The organism is Streptomyces johnsoniae (assembly GCF_031845565.1).
GTDB classification, from domain to species: domain Bacteria; phylum Actinomycetota; class Actinomycetes; order Streptomycetales; family Streptomycetaceae; genus Streptomyces; species Streptomyces johnsoniae.
Genome location: NZ_JAVREV010000001.1, coordinates 31,275 through 51,688, shown reverse-complemented (window position 1 = coordinate 51,688; position 20,414 = coordinate 31,275). Strand labels below are relative to the sequence as shown.

The following is a 20,414-nucleotide window of genomic DNA, read 5'->3' as shown; positions in this document are numbered from 1 at the left end:
TGCTCATCGGGACGAGGTGTGTGGACATGACCGTCTCCGAACGGGAAGCCCGCCGGGTCGCCGAGGCCGCCCGGCAACAAGACTGGCACCAGCCAAGCTTCGCCAAGGAATTGTTCCTCGGCCGGCTCCGGCTCGACCTCATCCACCCCCGCCCGGACCCGGAAGGGCCCGCGGCGCGGCGGGGCGAGCGCTTCCTCGGCCGGCTGCGGACGTTCTGCGCGGAACACATCGACGGCGGCCTGATCGAACGCGAGGCGCGCATACCCGACGAAGTCGTCGCGGGGCTGCGCGACCTCGGCGCGTTCGGCATGAAAATCGGCGAGGAGTACGGCGGCCTCGGCCTCGGCCACGTCCACTACAACCGCGCCCTCGCCCTCGTCGGCACCGCAAGCCCCGCCGTCGGCGCCCTCCTCTCCGCGCACCAGTCCATCGGAGTACCCCAGCCGCTCAAGCTGTTCGGCACCGAGGAACAGCGGAAGGCGTTCCTGCCGCGCTGCGCCCGCGGCGCGATCTCGGCCTTCCTGCTGACCGAGCCCGACGTCGGCTCCGACCCGGCACGCCTGGCCACCACCGCGGTCCCCGACGGCGACAGCTACCTGCTGGACGGCGTGAAACTCTGGACCACGAACGGGGTCGTCGCCGACCTGCTCGTCGTCATGGCGCGCGTGCCCGGCCGCGGCATCACCGCCTTCGTCGTCGAGGCCGACTCGCCCGGCATCACCGTCGAGCAGCGCAACGCGTTCATGGGGCTGCGCGGCATCGAGAACGGCGTGACCCGGCTCCGCGGCGTGCGCGTGCCCGCCGCCAACCGCATAGGCGCCGAGGGGGCCGGCCTCAAGATCGCCCTGACCACCCTGAACACCGGCCGCCTCTCGCTCCCCGCCCTGTGCACCGGAGCGGGCAAGTGGTGCCTGAAAATCGCCCGCGAATGGTCGGGCGCGCGCGAACAGTGGGGACGCCCGGTCGGAAAGCACGAGGCGGTCGGCGCCAAACTCTCCTTCATCGCCGCCACCACCTTCGCCATGGAGGCCGTACTCGAACTCTCCGGCGAACTGGCCGACGAGGAACGCCACGACATCCGCATCGAGGCCGCGCTCGCGAAGCTCTACAGCAGCGAGATGGCCTGGCGGATCGCCGATGAACTCGTCCAGATCCGCGGCGGACGCGGCTACGAGACCGCGGCCTCCCTGGCCGCCCGCGGCGAACGAGGCATCCCCGCCGAACAGATGCTGCGTGACCTGCGCATCAACCGCATCTTCGAGGGCTCCACCGAGATCATGCACCTGCTGATCGCCCGCGAGGCGGTCGACGCCCACCTGAAGGTCGCGGGCGGGCTCATCGACCCCGACTCCTCCTTCACCCAAAAGCGGAAGTCCGCCACCGCCGCCGGCCTCTTCTACGCCCGCTGGCTTCCCACGCTGGCCACCGGCCGCGGGCATCTCCCCCTGGCCTACGGGGACTTCCACGTCTCCCGCCACCCCAACCTGGCGGCACACCTGCGCTTCGTCGAACGCGCCTCCCGCCGCCTGGCCCGCGCCACGTTCATGGCGATGTCCCGCTGGCAGGGCCGCCTGGAGACCAAACAGGTCTTCCTCGGCCGCGTCGTGGACATCGGCGCCGAACTCTTCGCCATGTCCGCGGCCTGCGTCCACGCCGAACGCCTCCGCTCCCACGAGGACCACGGCCGCGAGGCGTACCAACTGGCCCACGCCTTCTGCCGCCAGTCACGCCTGCGCGTCGACGACCTGTTCCACAACCTGTGGCACAACACCGACACCACCGACGCGGCCCTGGCCTCCCACGTGCTGTCCGGCGACTACACCTGGCTGGAAGAAGGCATCCACGACCCCTCGACCCCCGGCCCCTGGATCGCCGACCCCACCGAGGACACCGCCCGGCACAAGAACGTCCACCGCACGATCGAATGAGCCCCGCCCCGGCACGGGCGGAACGTTCAGACGTCGCACTCCAGTTTCTCCGACAGCCCGGCCATATAGCTGCGCGCGAAGTCGGCAATGAGATCCCGCCGGTCGTCGCCGTCGGCATGGTCGCTGAACACGTGAATCACGGCGAGGACGTTGTTGTAGCTGTCCGCCAGATCCGCCCGGCATGGCCAACCGGCGAGGGCGCCGTGCTCCCACACGGCCCCGGTCCCCCCCTCGATCAGGTCGGCCTCCTCCGGCTCCTCGAATTCGTTGGTCCGGGCGTAGTCCATGGGATCTTCCGGCTCGTAAGGGCTGTGGCCGGTGATTTCGATCTCCAACTCGTCATCGATCCTGATTTCGCAGGTCTCGACATCGGTGTCGCGTGGTGCGGCCTCGATGGTGTCGCCCGGCGACAGCAGCGCGCGCAGGGCCTCGGAGTCGATGGCGGTATCGCAGATTGTGCCGGGCACGCTGTAGTTGTATTCCGCGTCTTCGCCGCATGCGGTGAGACAGGCAGCCAGCGGCAGGAGAAGAAGGGCCCCGGCCACGCTGTTTCTCTTCTGTGTCTTCATTGGTTCTCCGGGTCCCCCTCTGCGGTACCCTTACCATCATTTGCGGCGCCCATGAGAATGTGACGTGCCTCTTGCGAGGAAATCGGGTTGTCCAGGCCGTTTGCCCACTCTTCGTTCTGCTGGTACCAGTAATCTCTGAAGAACTCCAGCTGGGCGTCCCGGCTCTGGCTCAGCTCCACTTCGTCTTGCAGCAGGTTCTCCTCGATCGTTCTGGTCTCCGCTGCGAGCCACGCCTGTGACGCCATGTCCACGGCGCCGCTCATCGCGCCGCCGGCGTGGGGGACGAAGTCGAGGGCCGAGCCGAGGGTGTAGCTCGCCCACGTGGACTGCCAGGTCGCCGAATCGATTTCGCCGGCCGCCTCGCCGGCCATCGCCTCCCGGCGGGCGGCCTCCAGATATCCGACGGTTTCGCCCGCGCGGTGCAGGGCCTCGTCCGGATTCTCCGGCGCGGAGTCCAGGGTGTCGATCAGGGCGTAGTTCATGCCCTCGTTGAGGAGGCCGTACGCCGTTGCGTCCGTCGAGATCTGGCTCACCACGTCGAAGAGCTCGTTCCTGTCCAGCGGCCGTTCGCTCGGCGCGGAACTCACCGTTTCGACCACCGTGTCGCCGTGGTTCACCAGGATGCCGGCCATGGGCTCGCGGTACTCCATCGGGAAGCCGTCGCCGCCCATGGCGGCGAGCGCGTTCACCGCGTTGTTCAGAATGATCTCGTTCTCCCGGGTGTGCTCCGGGGCCGCGACGGCGGGCGTGCCCGGTTCGACGCCGGTGGTCGCGGCGAAGAGAGCGTCGCCGATCGCGTGCCGGAACGCGTATCCGCCGTTCTCGCCGCCCTCGACCGGGAGATGGTCCACGGGGCGGGTGAGGAGATAGTCCATCGTGTCCCGCCTGAGGAACACGTCGGTCGCCGCATCCGGGGTACGGCTGAGCGCCTCCATATAGCCGGTCATCGGGTCACGGGTGAACACCTGCGCCGGGAAGTGGTCGATGGACGAGTTGTTCCAGGCGAGACCGGGCGGGTCCATCGTCTGCTCGTAGGAGATCAGGGCGTCGCCGTAGTCGGTCAGGAAGTCCGCGTCGTACCTGCCGCCGCCCATCAGATCGCTCATCACCTGGAAGCCGAACGGCCCGTTGCCCATCCCGATGTCGATGCGCTGCGGCCCCAGTTCGATCATCTCCCGCTCCCAGGCGCCCATGGCGGCATCGTCGCTGCGCGTGGCCGTGCCCAGTGCGGCGCCGAAGTTGTCGCCCAGCGAGTTGAGGAGATCGTGGCGCCCGCTGTCGTCCAGGGGATACGGATGGGCCGAGAGGTCGGTCCAGAAGCGCAGGGTGCCCTCGGGGCCGAGGCCGGTGGCCAGGGCAACGGCGAAGTGCTCGTTGTCCCCCTGCTCGTTCAGGAGGCGGTCCAGCTCCTGAAGCTCGTCGTCGCTGAGGTCGGCCGGCTCCTGGGCCATGAGTTCCTGTGCCCGTTCGGCATCGGCCAGGCCCTGTACTTCCTCCGCGGACATGGTGTCGTAGTCGGTGGCCCGGAAGGCTCGGTCATCCTCGCCGGCGAGCTCGCGCAGCGCCCGGTCCGCGGTGGCGTCCGACTCGGCCGCCTCGCCGAGAATCCGTTCGATCCTGGCCGTGTACTCGTCGATCAGCGGCTGCTTCTGGCTCCGCAGTTCGTTGACTTCCTCCTGCGCGCGCGGGTCGATGGTGGCGCCGGTCGGGCTCTCACCGGCGACGAGTACCCGGCCGTTGTCCGTCACGAACAGCCCCTGGCCCTCGGCTTCCGCCTTGAGCTCCCTGAGCCGCGAGATATGGCCGCGCAGCGCCTCGCTCAGCTCCTCCAGCACCCGGTGAATGCCGGTGGCCTGTTCGTGGGCGAAGGAGAAACGGTCGGCGACGGTCGTGATGAACTGCTTGGTCACCCCCGCGTTGACGCCCTCCCAGCTGGCCGACTCGGCCTTGTCGCGCATCCCGGTCCTGGCCTCGCCGGCCATGCCGTCCAGGTCGTTCCTGACCGTCAGCCAGTCCTCGACGGCCTGGTCCAGGGTCTGCAGACTCAGCTCGGTCAGCTCCTGATATCTCGGCACGACGCCCCCTATTCGGCCAGCAGGGCGTCGAGAGCCGGGTTCCCGGCGGGCTCCGCCGCAGGCGCCTGGACCGTCCGCAGGCCGGTGAGCAGGTCGTCCTCCAGTGCCGAGTGGGAGGTGACGGTGCCGGTCAGATGCTCCTCGATGCGGGCGCAGTCCTCTTTGAGGTCCATCGTCTTGCGGAAGAAACGCGCCGTCGTGTGACGCAGCCCGTTGCCGCTGTCGAGCCCGGCGTCCAGGAGTACCGGAACGGCCGCGTAGCTGCTGCCGGAAGCCTGTAATCCCTTGTTGACGAGGTCCGCGCCAAGACCCCCGGCCGTTTCCCCGATCCCGGACAGCTCCTCGGAGCGCATGGCCAGGTCGGTCCTGCCGTCTCCCACCCCTGGGTCATTGGTCATGGAATCCCCCACGTGATCCCGCGCGCACGCGGTCCGTGCGCGTGCTGTCCGGCAGCGTAGCAACCGCGGATGTGTGGGGGCCGTCGGGAAGCGTTCGCGGGGCGGGCGACAATGGGGGGATGACCGAGAGTCCCGTCTGTCTTGCCGATCCGCATGCGCGTTTCCCGGCCGAGCCGCCGCCCGAGGGGCCGCGGGAGGTTGTCGTTCTGGGTTCCACCGGGTCGATCGGCACCCAGGCCATCGATGTTGTGCTGCGCAACCCGCACCTCTTCCGTGTCACCGGGCTCTCGGCCGCGGGCGAGCGGCTCGACCGGCTGGCCGGGCAGGCGCACCGGCTCCAGGTGCGGACCGTGGCCATCGCGCGGGAGGACCGGGCGATCGCGCTGCGGGAGGCGCTGCGTGCCCAGTACGGCGTCGGGCAGCCGCTGCCCGAGATCCTGGCCGGGCCCGACGCGGCCACCCAGCTCGCCGCGAGCGAGTGCCACACGGTGCTCAACGGCATCACCGGCTCCATCGGTCTCGCCCCGACCCTCGCCGCGCTGTCGGCGGGCCGGGTGCTCGCGCTGGCCAACAAGGAGTCGCTGATCGTCGGCGGGCCGCTGGTGACCGGGCTGGCCGAGCCGGGGCAGATCATCCCGGTGGACTCGGAGCACTCGGCGCTCTTCCAGGCGCTGCTCGGCGGCACGCGCGGGGAGGTCGAACGCCTGGTCGTCACCGCGAGCGGCGGGCCGTTCCGCGGGCGCGGCCGCGCCGAGCTGGCCTCTGTCACCCCGAAGGACGCGCTGGCGCATCCGACCTGGGCCATGGGCCCGGTCATCACGATCAACTCCGCGACGCTCGTCAACAAGGGGCTTGAGGTCATCGAGGCCCACCTGCTGTACGGAATTCCGTTCGACCGCATCGAGGTCGTCGTCCACCCGCAGTCCTATATTCACTCGATGGTGGAGTTCACCGACGGTTCGACGCTCGCCCAGGCGGGGCCGCCGGACATGCGCATGCCGATCGCGCTCGGGCTCGGCTGGCCGCACCGGGTGCCGGGGGCCGCTCCGCCCTGCGACTGGACCAAGGCGCACACCTGGGAGTTCTTCCCGCTGGACACAGATGCCTTCCCCTCGGTGCCGCTCGCCATGAAGGTCGGTAGCCTCGGCGGTACGGCGCCCGCGGTGTTCAACGCGGCCAACGAGGAGTGTGTCGACGCGTTCCTCGCGGGCCTGCTGCCGTTCACCGGGATCGTGGACACCGTGGCGCAGGTGGTCGACGAGCAGGGCAGCGACGGCTCCGGAACCTCACTGGCCCTGCCGGACGTCCTCGAAGCGGAGACCAGGGCGCGCAGGCGTGCCCGGGAGCTGGCCCGGACGACCGGCCGGACGACGACGGAGGCGACCCGATGACAGCCTTGATGTTCATTCTCGGCATACTCGTCTTCGTCTTCGGCCTGCTCGCGTCCATTGCGTGGCACGAGCTGGGTCACTTTTCGACCGCGCGGATGTTCGGCGTCCGGGTGCCGCAGTTCATGGTCGGCTTCGGCCCCACCATCTGGTCCCGGAAGAAGAAAGAGACCGAGTTCGGCATCAAGGCCATCCCGCTCGGCGGCTACATCCGCATGATCGGCATGTTCCCGCCGGGCGACGACGGCAAGGTCCGCCAGCGCTCCACCTCGCCGTTCCGCGGCATGATCGAGGATGCCCGCGCCGCCGCCTTCGAGGAGCTGCAGCCCGGGGACGAGAAGCGGCTGTTCTACACGCGCAAGCCGTGGCAGCGCGTGATCGTCATGTTCGCAGGGCCCGCGCAGAACCTGCTGCTCGCCGTCGTGATCTTCCTCGGCGTGCTCATGGGCTTCGGCATCAACACCCAGACGACCACCGTCGCCACCGTCTCCGAGTGCGTCATCTCGCAGAGCGAGGAGCCGCGGGACTGCCGCGCCTCCGACCAGCCGGCCCCGGCCGCCGAGGCGGGACTGCTGCCCGGGGACACCATCGTGGCGTTCGACGGGGTGCCCATCGACGAGTGGGGCACCCTTCAGGACCGCATTCGCGACACCACGGGCGAGGCCACCATCACCGTCGAGCGCGACGGCACCACGATGGAGCTACAGGCCGACCTCATCGAGAACCAGGTCGCCAGGACCGACGGCGACGGCGGATACGTCGAGGGCGAGTTCGTCACCGCGGGATTCCTCGGATTCTCCCCGGCCAGCGGCATCGTGAAGCAGGACTTCCCGCAGGCCGTCGAGCGCATGGGCGACATCATGACCACCGGCGTCGAGGCGCTGATCGACATCCCCTCCGAAGTGCCGGGCCTTTGGAACGCCGCCCTCGGCAACGCGGAGCGCGAGCAGGACTCCCCGATGGGCGTCGTCGGCGCCGCACGCGTCGGCGGCGACATCTTCACCCTGGACATCCCCGCCAGCCAGCAGGTCGCGATGGCCCTCTTCCTGGTGGCGGGATTCAACCTTTCACTGTTCCTGTTCAACATGCTGCCGCTGCTCCCGCTCGACGGCGGGCACATCGCCGGGGCCCTGTGGGAGTCCCTGCGGCGCAGGCTCGCCCGCCTGCGCAAACGTCCCGATCCCGGCCCGTTCGACGTGGCCAAGCTGATGCCCGTCGCCTACGTGGTCGCCGGCGTGTTCATCTGCTTCACCTTGCTGGTGCTGGCCGCGGACATCGTCAGTCCGGTGCGGCTCACCGGGTGAAGTGCCGTAGGCTCAAGCCCTGGAGCCCGCCCGTCCACACCGTGGGGTTGCACTGATCCATGACAGCCATCTCGCTGGGAATCCCGTCCGTACCGGCCAAGCTGGCCGACCGCCGCGTCAGCCGCAAGATCCAGGTCGGCTCGGTCGCCGTAGGTGGTGACGCCCCGGTCTCCGTGCAGTCCATGACGACGACACGGACCTCGGACATCGGTGCGACACTTCAGCAGATCGCCGAGCTGACCGCCTCCGGCTGCCAGATCGTGCGCGTCGCCGTCCCGACGCAGGACGACGCGGACGCCCTGCCGGTGATCGCCCGCAAGTCCGGCATCCCCGTGATCGCGGACATCCACTTCCAGCCGAAGTACGTGTTCGCCGCGATCGACGCGGGCTGCGCCGCGGTCCGCGTGAACCCGGGGAACATCAAGCAGTTCGACGACAAGGTCGCCGAGATCGCCAGGGCCGCCTCCGACGCGGGCACGCCCATCCGCATCGGCGTCAACGCCGGTTCGCTCGACAAGCGGCTGCTGGCCAAGTACGGCAAGGCCACCCCGGAGGCCCTGGTCGAGTCGGCGCTGTGGGAGTGCTCCCTGTTCGAGGAGCACGGCTTCCGCGACATCAAGATCTCGGTCAAGCACAACGACCCCGTGGTCATGGTGAACGCCTACCGGCAGCTCGCCGCCGCCTGCGACTACCCGCTCCACCTCGGCGTCACCGAGGCGGGCCCCGCGTTCCAGGGCACCATCAAGTCCGCCGTCGCCTTCGGCGCCCTGCTCAGCGAGGGCATCGGCGACACGATCCGCGTGTCCCTCTCCGCGCCGCCCGTGGAGGAGATCAAGGTCGGCACGCAGATCCTGGAGTCCCTCGGCCTGCGGCAGCGCGGGCTCGAAATCGTCTCCTGCCCCTCCTGCGGCCGGGCCCAGGTGGACGTGTACAAGCTCGCGGAAGAGGTCACCGAGGGCCTGACCGGCATGGACGTGCCGCTGCGCGTCGCCGTCATGGGCTGCGTCGTCAACGGTCCCGGCGAGGCCCGGGAGGCCGACCTCGGCGTCGCCTCGGGCAACGGCAAGGGGCAGATCTTCGTCAAGGGCGAGGTCATCCGCACCGTGCCCGAGTCCAAGATCGTGGAAACGCTCATCGACGAGGCCATGAAGATCGCCGACCAGATGGCGAAGGACGGCACCGAGTCCGGCGCCCCCGAAGTCACCGTGGCCTGACACCCCGCCGCCCCGCGGTGCGGCCCGCGCGGACGACCCTCCGCACGGACCGCACCCGGGGTAGGGTGCGGGACACCCGATCTCCCGACCAACACAAGGCCCGCCGCCCGTGCTCACCACGCCCACCACCCGGGTCCTGCGCCCGTCCGAACTCAAGCCCGCCCTGGCCGTGCTCAACGAGGACCCGGTGGCCAACGCCTTCGTGACCGCCCGCGTCCTGGAGTCCGGACTCCAGCAGCCCTACCTCGGCGGCGACATGTGGGGCTACTACCGCGACGGCAGGCTCACCTCGCTCTGCTACGCCGGTGCCAACCTCGTGCCGGTCCGTGCCGATGCCGCCGCGGTCGAGGCGTTCGCCGAACGGGCCCTGCGCCAGGGCCGCCGCTGCTCCTCCCTCGTCGGCCCCGCCGGGCCCACCGCGCAGCTCTGGGCCCGCCTCGAACCGCGCTGGGGGCCCGCCCGCCAGCTCCGGTCGCGTCAGCCGCTGCTGGCCACCCGCCGCACGGCCCCCGGCATCACCGCGGACCCGCGGGTGCGGCGCATGCGCAAGGACGAGATGGAGCTGGTGTTCCCCGCCGCCGTGGCCATGTTCACCGAAGAGGTCGGCATTTCCCCGCTCAGCGCCGAGGACGGCGGGCTCGCCTACCAGTCGCGGGTGGCAGAGACCGTGGGCTCCGGCCGCTGCTTCGCCCGCGTGGAGGACGGCCGCGTCGTCTTCAAGGCCGAGATCGGGGCGGTCACCCCCGAGGTGTGCCAGCTCCAGGGCGTCTGGACCGCCCCGGACCGCAGGGGCCGGGGGCTGGCCACCGCCGGGCTCGCCACCGTCCTGGCACACGCCCTGGCCGAGACCGCGCCGGTCGTCAGCCTCTACGTGAACGACTTCAACGCACCCGCGCTCGCCGTCTACCGCCGCCTCGGCTTCACCCGGTGCGGCACCCTGATGAGCGTGCTGTTCTGATCATTCGCGGCACCGGGCGCGACTTACCCGGCCGCGCACGTTAGCCTCCCCGCATGACACCATCCGCCGGCCGGGCCCCGGACGCCCGGGACGTCGTGATCACGCCGATCGACCTCGCGACCAAGGTGGACGAGGCGCTGGACGTGCAGGCTCAGGCGTTCGGCCTCACCGCCGACGAGGTCGGCGTGCGCAGGCATATCGTCCTGCGCCACCTCGCCGGCCCCGGCGCCCGCGCCCTCGGTGCCACCAACGGCGACGGCAGACTCGTCGGCTTCGTCTACGGCATGCCCAACGACCGCGCGCAGTGGTGGTCCGGCGTCGTCGAGCCCTACCTGCGCCGCGCCGGCCACGAATCCTGGCTGGACGACTCGTTCACCATCACCGAGCTGCACGTGCTGCCGGACTACCAGCACCGCGGCATAGGCCGTGCCCTCATCACCTCGCTCACGGACAGCGCCGCGGAGCCGCGCTCGATCCTCTCGGCCATCGACACCGAGAGCCCGGCCCGCGCCCTCTACCGCAAGCTCGGCTACGCCGACCTGGCCCGCCGCGTCATGTTCCCCTCCGCGCCCAGCCCCTACGCCGTCATGGGCGCGCCCCTGCCGCTGCGGCGCTGACACCACCCGGCCCCCGGCACCCGTTTGGCGCCCGGCGGCCCCGCACCGTTAGGCTCCGGCCATGCCAGCCCGAGTCCAGTACCTGTCCGCCTCCCTGCTCAAGACGCTGCGCGAGGCCCCCGCCGACGCCGAGACCCTCAGCCACCGGCTGCTGGTCCGCGCCGGATACGTGCGCCGTTCCGCCGCCGGCATCTGGAGCTGGCTGCCGCTCGGCAAACGAGTCCTGGACAACGTGGCGCGCATCGTGCGCGAGGAGATGGACGCCATCGGCGGCCAGGAGGTCCTGCTGCCTGCGCTGCTGCCCAGGGAGCCCTACGAGGTGTCCGGCCGCTACGAGGAGTACGGCGACCTGCTGTTCCGCCTGCGCGACCGCAAGGGCGGCGACTACCTGCTCGGGCCCACGCACGAGGAGATCTTCACCCAGCTGGTCAGGGACCAGGCCACGTCCTACAAGGACCTGCCCGTCATCCTGTACCAGATCCAGACCAAGTACCGCGACGAGGCCAGGCCGAGGTCGGGCATCCTGCGGGGCCGCGAGTTCCAGATGAAGGACTCGTACTCCTTCGACACCGACGACGAAGGGCTCGCGGGCGCCTACCGGCTGCACCGCGAGGCGTACATCAAGATCTTCGAACGGCTCGGCCTCGACTACCGGGTCGTCTCCGCCGTCTCCGGGGCCATGGGCGGCTCCGCCTCCGAGGAGTTCCTCGCCCCGGCCGCCGCGGGCGAGGACACCTTCGCCTCGTGCCCCGCCTGCGGCTACGCGGCCAACTCCGAGGCCGTCACCGTGACCGTGCCCGCCGGCGACCCGGCCGCCCACCCGCCGGCCGAGGAGCTGGACACCCCCGGCACCCCGACCATCGAGACGCTCGCCGCCCACCTCGGCGTCCCGGCCTCCGCCACCCTGAAGAACCTGCTGGTCAAGGTGGACGGCGAGATCACCGCCGTGGGCGTGCCCGGGGACCGCGAGGTCGACCTCGGCAAGCTCGCCGAGCACCTCGCGCCCGCCGTCGTCGAGGTCGTCACCGCCGACGACTTCACCGACCGCACCGACCTCGTCCGCGGCTACATCGGCCCGCAGGACCTGGCGGGGAAGGCGTTCCCCTACCTGGCGGACCCCAGGGTCGCGCCCGGCACCGCCTGGGTCACCGGCGCCAACAAGGCCGACACCCACGCGCGGAACGTGGTCTGCGGCCGGGACTTCGAGGTGGACCGCTACCTGGACGTCGTCGTGGTCGAGCCCGGCGACCCCTGCCCGTCCTGCGGCGCGGGCCTGCGCCTCGAACGGGGCATCGAGATCGGCCACATCTTCCAGCTCGGGCGCAAGTACGCCGACGCCTTCTCCCTCGACGTCCTCGGCCGCGAGGGCAAGCCGGTCCGCGTCACGATGGGCTCCTACGGCATCGGGGTCTCCCGCGCGGTGGCCGCCCTCGCCGAGCAGACCGCCGACGGCCAGGGCCTGTGCTGGCCGAAGGAGGTCGCGCCCGCCGACGTCCACATCGTCGCCGCGGGCAAGGCCGTTCAGACCGAGCTGGCCCGCGACCTGGCCGAACGGCTCGGCGCCGCGGGCGTCCGCGTCCTCGTGGACGACAGGGCGGGGGTGTCGCCCGGGGTCAAGTTCGCCGACGCGGAGCTGATCGGCGTGCCCACCATCCTGATCGCCGGCCGCGCGGCCGGGGACGGACGCGTGGAGCTGAAGGACCGGCGCACCGGGGAGCGCGAGGAGCTGCCGGCGGACGAGGCCGTCGCCCGCCTCGCGGGCGCCTGACCCCGCCTGTCGCGGGGCCCGCAGGGGGCTACAGCCAGCCGGCGCATTCGAGCAGCAGCTCGCCCTCGGCGCGCCGGCCCGCCGCCAGACTCCGCACGCCCGACTCGACGGCGCGGAACAGCGTCCAGCCGCGCAGCCGCTCCGGGTCCACCTCGACCGAATCGGCCAGCCGCTTCACCCGGCGCCGGGTCACGGCGGCGGCGCCGGGCGAGGCCACCAGATCGTGCAGCCGGTCGCGGACCAGCCGGGCCAGGTCGTAGGCACGTTCGCCGGTCACGGGCTCGGGGCCGACCGCCAGCCACGGCGAACGCCCGGCGTCCGACGCCAGCACGGCGCCCTGCCGGAAGTCGCCGTGCAGCAGCAGGTGTTCCCGCGCATCGGCCACCAGCTCCGCCCGCAGCCGCAGTGCCTCTTCCGCCAGCGGTCCGGCCTCCCCGGCGACGGCTGCCCGCAGCGCGGGCACCGCGTGCCCGGTCCGTTCGGCCACCGAGGGGAACACGTCCCCGGGACCGGGGTCCACCCACAGGCGCCGCACAGCGGATACGGCCTCCAGCATCGCCTTCGCCTCCGGCAGCGACCGCAGCGACGTCTCGCCGTGCAACCGTTCCAGAAGCAGCGCTCCCGCCTCCGGCAGCGACCGCAGCACCCGCACCGCGCCGAGCCCGTCCCAGCGGCGCAGCGCCGCCTCCTCCAGGCCCGCGGGCGTTCCGGGCGCGCATAGCTTCAGCACCGCCCGCTCGCCGTCGGCGCACCGCACCAGCACCGTCATACTCGTCCTGCCGCCCGGCTCGGCGACCCGCTCCGCCGTCAACTCCCAGCGGGCGAGCACCGTGTCGACGAGCGCGGGCAAACCGGCCAGCCAGTCGGCCGCGTCGGCCTCCCGCGCCAGCGCGAGGCGCTGCGGAGGAGTCGGGGAGACAATCGCCGCCACCGCGCTCACCGCCCCCCGTCCGCGTACTCGGCCAGCCCGGGGAACGGCTCCCCGTGGCCCCGCCAGCGGGCGGCCCGCACGGCCGCCTCGCGCAGCGCCGCCGCGGCGGCCTTCCTCGCCTCGCCCGTGGTGGCGAGCACGAGGTCCGCGTAGGCGCCGGCCAGCCGCGTCTCCAGCTCCACGGCCAGCTCGACGGCGCCGGTGCTGTCGGACACCTCGAACGGCAGCGCGTAGCCCGCGGCGGCGGCCACCGGGGCGCCCCCCAGGTCGCGGACGGCGCGGTACAGCTGGTCGCGGCGCGAACGGTGGGCCGCGTGCGCCTCGCGCGCCTCCGCACCACGGTCCTCGCCGATCCGGCCGCCGACCACGCCGTAGCCGTAGACGGCGGCGTGCTCCGCGGCCAGCGCCGCCTGCGTGGCGTCCAGTTCCCCGGTGTTCTCGCTCATGCGCGGACCTCGTTCAGCAGATGGGCCGAAACGGCCCCCGCGGCGGCCAGGGCGGCCAGCAGCCGGGCCAGTTCCGGGGGTGCTTCGGCCAGCGCGCCCATGCGCTCGTCGGCCGCCTGCCGCTCCGCGGTGGCCAGCTCCGAGACCGCGCGGGACGCCTCGCCCGGCACCTCGGGAGCCGCGCCCTCGGGACCCGCGCCGCCGGTGTCCGCCTCGGTGAGCGCCGACAGGTGCGCGGCGACGATGTCGCGGAAGGGCGTGAGGGGCCCGGCGAGCGCGGGATGGGCGGCGGCGGTGGCGTCGTACCTGGCCAGCAGGCCCGTACTGGCGCGCGCGGCCCGGCGGCGCAGGCCGGCCGCGCCGGCGGCGGCCCGGCCGCCGGCCCCGGCGCCGCCCGAGGAGGTGCACCCGGTGAGGGCACCGGCCAGGAGGCAGCTCGCCAGCAGGGCGCGCCGTGGCACGCCGGTGGAGACGCCAGAGGACATGCCAGCGGACATGGCTTCCCCGACTCTTGGAATGGACCGTTGGGCAGGCGGCGGCTCACCGCGTCGGCCGCGCCGGGATGCGGCGGGGCGGGGCCGGAGAGATCACCGCCCCGTGAGCGTACCTGTGCGCTGCGCCCATTCCGGCGCCGCCCCTCCTCCGCGGCGTGCCAGGGCGGCCGGTCCCGCCGGTCGGCGTACCGTTCCTCAGGCGATAGGCTGTTGGGCGAGAGCGCCCGAGACGCGCCATCCCACAACAGCACACGCGGCCGAGGAGTCACCCGGATGAGCACGACCCAGATCGACAGGCTGCGGGAGCTCCTGGAGCCGCTGGCGGATGCCCGCGGGATGGACCTGGAAGACGTGCGGGTGACCCCCGCGGGGCGGCGGCGGGTGCTCCAGGTCGTGGTGGACAGGGATGGCGGCGTCGGCCTCGACGCCTGCGCCGAGCTGAGCCGCGAGGTCTCCGCCGAGCTGGATGGCAGCGATGTCATGGGCGGCGCCCCCTATGTTCTCGAAGTGACTTCGCCGGGCGCCGAGCGGCCCCTCACCGAGCCGCGGCACTACCGCCGCGCCGTCGGCCGCCTGGTGCGGCTGCGGCTGCACCAGGGCGGCGATGTGACCGCGAGGATCACGGCGGTGGACGAGGCGGGGCTTGATCTCGAAGTGCCGGGGGAGAAGGGCCGCAAGGCCCAGGCACGCCGGGTGGAGTTCACCGACATCGCCGGGGCCCGGGTGGAGCTCGAGTTCAGCCGTAGGCCGGCTGGTGACCAGAGCCAGAAGGAGGCGTAGCCGTGGACATCGACATGAAGGCCCTGCAGGGGCTCGTGCGGGAGAAGGAGATCTCCTTCGACGTGCTTGTGGAGGCCATCGAGTCGGCACTCCTGATCGCGTACCACCGCACCGAGGGCAGCAGGCGGCAGGCCCGGGTGGTGCTCGACCGCAAGTCGGGGCACGTGACCGTGTGGGCCAGGGAGGACGCCGCCGACCTGTCCGACGCGGAAGAGGACGCGGAGCCGCGGGAGTTCGACGACACCCCGCAGGGCTTCGGGCGGATCGCCGCGACCACCGCGAAGCAGGTCATCCTCCAGCGGCTGCGTGACGCCGAGGAGGACGTGACGTTCGGCGAGTACGCCGGGCGCGAGGGCGACGTGGTGGCCGGCATCGTGCAGCAGGGCCGGGACCCCAAGAGTGTGCTGGTCGACATCGGCAAGCTGGAGGCCATCCTGCCGCCGCAGGAGCAGGTGCCCGGGGAGGACTATCCGCACGGCGCCCGGCTGCGCTCCTACGTGGTGCGCGTGGTGAAAGGGGCTCGTGGTCCTTCGGTGACGCTGTCGCGCACCCACCCCAATCTCGTGAAGAAGCTGTTCGAGCTCGAGGTCCCGGAAATCGCGGACGGCTCGGTGGAGATCGCGGCCATCGCGAGGGAGGCCGGGCACCGCACCAAGATCGCCGTGCGCTCGTTGCGTTCCGGGCTGAACGCGAAGGGTGCCTGCATCGGCCCGATGGGCGGCCGGGTGCGCAGCGTCATGGCGGAGCTGCACGGCGAGAAGATCGACATCGTGGACTGGTCCGACGATCCGGCCGAGCTGGTGGCCAATGCGCTGTCCCCCGCCCGGGTCACCCGGGTCGACGTGGTGGACCAGGCGGCGCGGTCGGCACGGGTGACGGTGCCCGACTACCAGCTGTCGCTCGCGATCGGCAAGGAAGGCCAGAACGCGCGGCTCGCCGCCCGGCTGACCGGCTGGCGCATCGACATCCGCCCGGACACCGAGCAGAACGAGCAGGCGGCGGAGTGAGCCGGGCGGCGCCGCCGGGAATGCCGGTGGCCGCCGCGACGTTCACCTGATTGTCTGCGTGGCCCCGCCCGGTGGGACCGGGCGCACGGGGAGGTAGAATCTTCAGTGTCTGGCCAGACGCGCGCTTCCTGCTGCCCGGAGCGCACATGTGTGGGTTGCCGGCAGCGCTCGGCCAGAGACGGTCTGCTGCGTGTGGTGGTGATCGAGGGTCGCTGTGTCCCCGATCTTCGCGGTACGCTGCCCGGTCGGGGTGCCTATGTGCATCCCACGACGGTCTGTCTCGAGCTGGCGGTCCGCCGTCGCGCGTTTCCCAGGGCCCTGCGGGTCCAGGGGCCGCTCGATGTCGGAGAGCTGCGGCGGGTGGTCGGCCAGACGGCACCGTAGGAAAGAGTCAGGAAAGCAGTGTGCGGAGCGTCCGCACGATGAGGTACCTCGCGAGTCGGAAGTAGGTCGAGATTGCGATGAGCACTCGATGAGTACGCGATGAGTACGCCCGTGAAGTAGCGAAGGTCCGGCGGACGACCGACCCCGGACCGTTAAAGGAGCGAAGTGGCTAAGGTCCGGGTATACGAGCTCGCCAAGGAGCTTGGAGTCGAGAGCAAGGTCGTCATGGCCAAGCTCCAAGAGCTTGGTGAATTCGTCCGTTCGGCGTCCTCGACGATCGAGGCGCCAGTAGTCCGAAAACTGACAGATGCCTTCAGCGCGGGCAACGGCAACGGCGGGCGCAGGTCCCCCAGGCCGGGTGGCCCCGCGCCGAAGCCGGGTGCCCCGAAGCCCGGCGGCATGACCCCGCGTCCCGGCCCCAAGCCGGGTGCGCCGACGGCACCGGCCGCGCCGGCCGCGCCGACGTCACCGACTGCGCCGACTGCGCCGGCTGCGTCGGCCGCGCCGAAGCCGGGCAACGCCCCGCGCCCAGGACCCAAGCCGGCGGCGGCCAAGCCCGGCCCGGCGGCGCCCGAGTTCACCGCGCCGCCCGCGACCGGCGGCGAGTCGGCCCCGCCCCGCCCCGGCAATGCGCCGCGGCCGGGCGGTGGCGGTGACCGGCAGGGCCCCAAGCCGGGTGCCCGCCCCGCCTCGCCTCGTCCGGGCGGCGGTGGCAATGCGCCGCGGCCGGGCGGTGGCGGCGACCGGCAGGGCTCCAAGCCGGGCGGCCCGAAGCCGGGCGGCAGGCCCGCGGGTCCGCGCCCCGGCAACAACCCGTTCACGACCAGCGGTTCCACCGGCATGGCCAGGCCCCAGCAGGCGCCGCGGCCTGGCCCGGGCCCGCGTTCCGGCGGTCAGGACCGTCCGGGCCCGCGTCCCGGCGGCGGTGACCGTCCGGGGCCGCGGCCGCAGGCCCCCGGTGGCGGTCGCGCCACCCCGGGCAACATGCCGCGTCCGCAGGGCGGCCCCGCCGGCCCGCGTCCCGGCCCCGGTGGCAACCGGCCCAACCCGGGCATGATGCCGCAGCGGCCCTCGGCCGGCGGCCGTCCCGGTGGCGGCCCCGGCGGCGGTGGCCCCGGCGGCCGTCCCGGTGGCGGCCCCGGCAGCCGTCCCGGCGGCGGCGGTGGTGGCGGCGGCTTCAGCGGCCGTGGCGGCCCGCGTCCCGGCGGTGGCGGTGGTGGCGGCGGCTTCGGCGGCGGGCGCCCCGGCACGGGCACGCGGCCCGGTGGCGGCGGCTTCGGCGGGCGCCCCGGTTTCGGTGGCGGCCCCGGCGGCGGTGGCCGTCCCGGTGGTCCCGGCGGCCGTGGCGGCACGCAGGGCGCCTTCGGCCGTCCCGGCGGCCCGGCGCGGCGCGGCCGTAAGTCGAAGCGGCAGCGTCGCCAGGAGTACGAGGCCATGCAGGCCCCGTCCATCGGCGGCGTGATGCTGCCGCGCGGCAAGGGCGAGACCATCCGGCTCTCCCGCGGCGCCTCGCTCACCGACTTCGCGGAGAAGATCAACGCCAACCCGGCGTCCCTGGTCCAGGTGATGTTCAACCTGGGCGAGATGGTCACCGCGACCCAGTCGGTCTCCGACGAGACGCTCAACCTGCTCGGCGACGAGATGAACTACACCGTCCAGATCGTCAGCCCGGAGGAGGAGGACCGCGAGCTTCTCGAGTCCTTCGACATCGAGTTCGGCGAGGACGAGGGCGGCGAGGAGGCCCTGGTCTCCCGGCCGCCGGTGGTCACCGTCATGGGTCACGTCGACCACGGCAAGACCCGCCTGCTGGACGCGATCCGCAAGACGAACGTCATCGAGGGCGAGGCCGGGGGTATCACCCAGCACATCGGCGCCTACCAGGTGTCGATCGACGTCAACGGTGAGGACCGCGCGATCACGTTCATCGACACCCCGGGCCACGAGGCGTTCACCGCCATGCGGGCCCGCGGTGCCAAGTCGACGGACATCGCGATCCTGGTGGTCGCGGCCAACGACGGCGTGATGCCGCAGACGATCGAGGCGCTGAACCACGCCAAGGCGGCCGAGGTGCCGATCGTCGTCGCGGTCAACAAGATCGACGTCGAGGGTGCCGATCCGGCGAAGGTGCGCGGCCAGCTCACCGAGTTCGGCCTGGTGGCGGAGGAGTACGGCGGCGACACGATGTTCGTCGACATCTCCGCCCGGCAGGGCACCAACATCGAGGGCCTGCTCGAGGCGGTCGTCCTGACCGCCGACGCGGCGCTCGACCTGCGGGCCAACCCGAGCCAGGACGCGCAGGGCATCGCGATCGAGGCCCACCTCGACCGCGGGCGCGGCGCCGTGGCCACCGTGCTGGTCCAGCGCGGCACGCTGCGGGTCGGCGACACGATGGTGGTGGGCGACGCCCACGGCCGCGTGCGGGCGATGCTCGACGACACCGGGCGGAACCTCGGCGAGGCGGGCCCATCGACGCCGGTTCTGGTGCAGGGTCTGACCAACGTGCCGGGCGCCGGGGACAACTTCCTGGTGGTCGGCGAGGACCGCACCGCGCGGCAGATCGCCGAGAAGCGCGCCGCCCGCGAGCGGAACGCGGCGTTCGCCAAGCGCACCCGCAGGGTCTCCCTGGAGGACCTGGACAAGGTGCTCAAGGCGGGCGAGATCCAGCAGCTCAACCTCATCCTCAAGGGCGACGCGTCCGGTTCGGTCGAGGCCCTGGAGTCCTCGCTGCTCCAGCTCGACGTCGGCGAGGGGGTCGATCTGCGGGTGCTGCACCGCGGCGTCGGTGCGGTCACCGAGACCGACATCGACCTGGCGGCCGGCTCCGACGCCATCGTCATCGGCTTCAACGTGCGCGCCGAGGGGCGCGCCACGCAGGCGGCCGAGCGCGAGGGTGTGGACGTCCGGTACTACTCGGTCATCTACCAGGCGATCGAGGAGATCGAGGCGGCTCTGAAGGGCCTGCTGAAGCCGGAGTACGAGGAGGTCGAGCTGGGCACCGCGGAGATCCGCGAGGTCTTCCGCTCGTCCAAGCTCGGCAACATCGCGGGTGTCCTCATCCGTTCGGGCGAGGTCAGGCGGAACACCAAGGCCCGCCTGGTGCGCGACGGCAAGGTCATCGCGGAGAACCTCAACATCGAGGGTCTGCGCCGCTTCAAGGACGACGTCACCGAGATCAGGGAAGGCTTCGAGGGCGGTATCAACCTCGGAAACTTCAACGACATCAAGATCGACGACGTCATCGCGACGTACGAGATGCGGGAGAAGCCGCGCGCGTGACGCAGCCGGCCGGGGCCGGTCGGCCGGGGGAAACTCCGTCGATCGGCCCCGGCCGTTCCCGTTACGATCATCGGCATGTATACCGGGACGATGTCCTTTGACCTGCTGCTCGGCGACGTTCACTCGCTCAAGCAGAAGCGCTCCGTGGTACGGCCGATCGTGGCGGAACTGCGTCGTTCCTATGCGGTCAGCGCGGCCGAGGTGGGCGATCAGGACCTGTACCGCCGGGCCGAAATCGGGCTGGCCGTGGTCTCCGGGGACGTGGCACACCTCACCGACGTTCTCGACCGATGCGAGCGGTGGATGGCCGCCCGCCCCGAGGTGGAACTGCTGTCCGTCCGGCGGCGGCTCCACGGTGATCACGACGAATAGCACCGCTGCGCGCCAGTGAGCGAGCACGTGAGCAAGGAGATGGACCAGTGGCCGACAAGGCGCGGGCCAAGAGGCTGGCCGACCTCATCCGCGAGGTGGTCGCCGAGAAGCTGCACCGGGACATCAAGGACCCCAGACTGGGCACGCGGGTCACCATCACCGACACCAGGATCACCGGCGACCTGCGGGAGGCCACCGTCTTCTACACGGTGTACGGCGACGAGGCCGACCGCGAGGAGGTCGCCGCCGGGCTGCGCAGCGCCAAGGGCGTGCTGCGGTCCGCGGTCGGCGCCGCCGCGGGCGTGAAGCACACGCCGAGCCTTGAGTTCGTTCCGGACGCGCTGCCGGAGACCACGCGCAATCTGGACGACCTGTTCAGCCGCGCCCGCGAGCGCGACGAGCAGGTCAGGCAGGCATCGGCGGGCGCCGAGTACGCCGCGGGCGCCGACCCGTACGTCAAGGAGAGCGACCGGGACGACGACCCGGCCGGGGACGAGGACTGACC

Annotated in this window: 19 protein-coding genes; 13 read left to right on the top strand and 6 right to left on the bottom strand. The window is 72.0% G+C overall.

What is annotated here, in order from left to right; translation table 11 throughout:
• Window positions 1-26 precede the first annotated feature (26 nt).
• A complete protein-coding gene (locus tag RM779_RS00235) occupies window positions 27-1,928 on the top strand; it encodes an acyl-CoA dehydrogenase family protein (RefSeq protein ID WP_311614506.1) in 1,902 nt (633 codons plus the stop codon).
• Window positions 1,929-1,954: 26 nt separating this feature from the next.
• Here the strand turns inward: RM779_RS00235 and RM779_RS00230 are convergent, their stop codons facing one another.
• From RM779_RS00230 to RM779_RS00220, 3 genes are read right to left on the bottom strand one after another with little or no spacing between them, the layout of a single operon-like run.
• Window positions 1,955-2,497: a hypothetical protein gene (locus tag RM779_RS00230; protein ID WP_311614504.1), complete on the bottom strand. Its 543-nt coding sequence runs from the start codon at window positions 2,495-2,497 to the stop codon at window positions 1,955-1,957.
• Complete coding sequence (locus RM779_RS00225) at window positions 2,494-4,572, bottom strand: hypothetical protein (RefSeq protein ID WP_311614503.1); 2,079 nt, start codon at window positions 4,570-4,572, stop codon at window positions 2,494-2,496. The genes RM779_RS00230 and RM779_RS00225 overlap by 4 nt, the downstream gene beginning before the upstream one ends.
• A gap of 8 nt (window positions 4,573-4,580) precedes the next feature.
• A complete protein-coding gene (locus tag RM779_RS00220; protein WP_311614500.1) occupies window positions 4,581-4,970 on the bottom strand; it encodes a hypothetical protein in 390 nt (129 codons plus the stop codon).
• A gap of 119 nt (window positions 4,971-5,089) precedes the next feature.
• On the opposite strand from RM779_RS00220, the gene dxr reads away from it, so the two are divergent.
• The 6 genes from dxr (at window position 5,090) to RM779_RS00190 (ending at window position 12,219) form a co-directional block, all read left to right on the top strand.
• Window positions 5,090-6,361: a 1-deoxy-D-xylulose-5-phosphate reductoisomerase gene (gene dxr / locus RM779_RS00215; RefSeq protein ID WP_311614498.1), complete on the top strand. Its 1,272-nt coding sequence runs from the start codon at window positions 5,090-5,092 to the stop codon at window positions 6,359-6,361.
• Entirely contained in the window at window positions 6,358-7,662 is a 1,305-nt protein-coding gene (locus tag RM779_RS00210) for a M50 family metallopeptidase (protein WP_311614496.1), read from the top strand. The genes dxr and RM779_RS00210 overlap by 4 nt, the downstream gene beginning before the upstream one ends.
• A 59-nt stretch (window positions 7,663-7,721) precedes the next feature.
• The gene (gene ispG, locus RM779_RS00205; RefSeq protein ID WP_077058536.1) at window positions 7,722-8,876 is read left to right on the top strand and encodes a flavodoxin-dependent (E)-4-hydroxy-3-methylbut-2-enyl-diphosphate synthase; all 1,155 of its coding nucleotides are present in this window, start codon (window positions 7,722-7,724) and stop codon (window positions 8,874-8,876) included.
• Between the two features lie 109 nt (window positions 8,877-8,985).
• Window positions 8,986-9,834, top strand: coding sequence for a GNAT family N-acetyltransferase (locus RM779_RS00200; RefSeq protein WP_311614493.1), 849 nt, complete (start codon window positions 8,986-8,988; stop codon window positions 9,832-9,834).
• Between the two features lie 53 nt (window positions 9,835-9,887).
• Window positions 9,888-10,451 carry a GNAT family N-acetyltransferase gene (locus RM779_RS00195; RefSeq protein WP_077058534.1) on the top strand — a complete coding sequence of 188 codons (564 nt, stop codon included), beginning with the start codon at window positions 9,888-9,890 and terminating at the stop codon, window positions 10,449-10,451.
• Between the two features lie 61 nt (window positions 10,452-10,512).
• Complete coding sequence (locus RM779_RS00190) at window positions 10,513-12,219, top strand: proline--tRNA ligase (protein WP_311614488.1); 1,707 nt, start codon at window positions 10,513-10,515, stop codon at window positions 12,217-12,219.
• A gap of 28 nt (window positions 12,220-12,247) precedes the next feature.
• On the opposite strand, the gene RM779_RS00185 is transcribed toward RM779_RS00190, so the two are convergent.
• Genes RM779_RS00185 through RM779_RS00175 form a run of 3 tightly spaced genes read right to left on the bottom strand, consistent with a single transcriptional unit; the run spans window position 12,248 to window position 14,081 of the window.
• Window positions 12,248-13,150, bottom strand: coding sequence for an aminoglycoside phosphotransferase family protein (locus tag RM779_RS00185; protein WP_311614487.1), 903 nt, complete (start codon window positions 13,148-13,150; stop codon window positions 12,248-12,250).
• 5 nt (window positions 13,151-13,155) lie between these two features.
• Window positions 13,156-13,596, bottom strand: coding sequence for a DUF4439 domain-containing protein (locus RM779_RS00180; protein ID WP_311614485.1), 441 nt, complete (start codon window positions 13,594-13,596; stop codon window positions 13,156-13,158).
• On the bottom strand, window positions 13,593-14,081 hold the full coding sequence (locus RM779_RS00175; RefSeq protein WP_311614483.1) for a hypothetical protein: 489 nt from the start codon (window positions 14,079-14,081) through the stop codon (window positions 13,593-13,595). The genes RM779_RS00180 and RM779_RS00175 overlap by 4 nt, the downstream gene beginning before the upstream one ends.
• Window positions 14,082-14,363: 282 nt before the next feature.
• Here RM779_RS00175 and rimP point away from each other — a divergent pair, with 282 nt between their 5' ends.
• The 6 genes from rimP (at window position 14,364) to rbfA (ending at window position 20,412) form a co-directional block, all read left to right on the top strand.
• Window positions 14,364-14,870, top strand: coding sequence for a ribosome maturation factor RimP (rimP, locus tag RM779_RS00170; RefSeq protein ID WP_077058530.1), 507 nt, complete (start codon window positions 14,364-14,366; stop codon window positions 14,868-14,870).
• Between the two features lie 2 nt (window positions 14,871-14,872).
• Window positions 14,873-15,877, top strand: a complete 1,005-nt coding sequence (nusA, locus tag RM779_RS00165) for a transcription termination factor NusA (RefSeq protein WP_311614482.1) — start codon at window positions 14,873-14,875, stop codon at window positions 15,875-15,877.
• 105 nt (window positions 15,878-15,982) lie between these two features.
• Complete coding sequence (locus RM779_RS00160) at window positions 15,983-16,261, top strand: YlxR family protein (protein ID WP_311614481.1); 279 nt, start codon at window positions 15,983-15,985, stop codon at window positions 16,259-16,261.
• Between the two features lie 165 nt (window positions 16,262-16,426).
• The gene (gene infB, locus RM779_RS00155; RefSeq protein WP_311614480.1) at window positions 16,427-19,537 is read left to right on the top strand and encodes a translation initiation factor IF-2; all 3,111 of its coding nucleotides are present in this window, start codon (window positions 16,427-16,429) and stop codon (window positions 19,535-19,537) included.
• A 75-nt stretch (window positions 19,538-19,612) separates the two neighbouring features.
• Entirely contained in the window at window positions 19,613-19,909 is a 297-nt protein-coding gene (locus RM779_RS00150) for a DUF503 domain-containing protein (protein WP_311614479.1), read from the top strand.
• Between the two features lie 47 nt (window positions 19,910-19,956).
• Window positions 19,957-20,412, top strand: coding sequence for a 30S ribosome-binding factor RbfA (rbfA, locus tag RM779_RS00145; protein WP_311614478.1), 456 nt, complete (start codon window positions 19,957-19,959; stop codon window positions 20,410-20,412).
• Window positions 20,413-20,414 lie beyond the last annotated feature (2 nt).

Excerpts from the sequence above, each read along its gene's own strand:
- RM779_RS00235 (WP_311614506.1), top strand. The coding sequence starts at position 27 with ATGACCGTCTCCGAACGGGAAGCCCGCCGGGTCGCCGAGGCCGCCCGG.
- RM779_RS00230 (WP_311614504.1), bottom strand. The coding sequence starts at position 2,497 with ATGAAGACACAGAAGAGAAACAGCGTGGCCGGGGCCCTTCTTCTCCTG.
- RM779_RS00220 (WP_311614500.1), bottom strand. The coding sequence starts at position 4,970 with ATGACCAATGACCCAGGGGTGGGAGACGGCAGGACCGACCTGGCCATG.
- dxr (WP_311614498.1), top strand. The coding sequence starts at position 5,090 with ATGACCGAGAGTCCCGTCTGTCTTGCCGATCCGCATGCGCGTTTCCCG.
- RM779_RS00210 (WP_311614496.1), top strand. The coding sequence starts at position 6,358 with ATGACAGCCTTGATGTTCATTCTCGGCATACTCGTCTTCGTCTTCGGC.
- ispG (WP_077058536.1), top strand. The coding sequence starts at position 7,722 with ATGACAGCCATCTCGCTGGGAATCCCGTCCGTACCGGCCAAGCTGGCC.
- RM779_RS00195 (WP_077058534.1), top strand. The coding sequence starts at position 9,888 with ATGACACCATCCGCCGGCCGGGCCCCGGACGCCCGGGACGTCGTGATC.
- RM779_RS00190 (WP_311614488.1), top strand. The coding sequence starts at position 10,513 with ATGCCAGCCCGAGTCCAGTACCTGTCCGCCTCCCTGCTCAAGACGCTG.
- RM779_RS00180 (WP_311614485.1), bottom strand. The coding sequence starts at position 13,596 with ATGAGCGAGAACACCGGGGAACTGGACGCCACGCAGGCGGCGCTGGCC.
- RM779_RS00175 (WP_311614483.1), bottom strand. The coding sequence starts at position 14,081 with ATGTCCTCTGGCGTCTCCACCGGCGTGCCACGGCGCGCCCTGCTGGCG.
- rimP (WP_077058530.1), top strand. The coding sequence starts at position 14,364 with ATGAGCACGACCCAGATCGACAGGCTGCGGGAGCTCCTGGAGCCGCTG.
- RM779_RS00150 (WP_311614479.1), top strand. The coding sequence starts at position 19,613 with ATGTATACCGGGACGATGTCCTTTGACCTGCTGCTCGGCGACGTTCAC.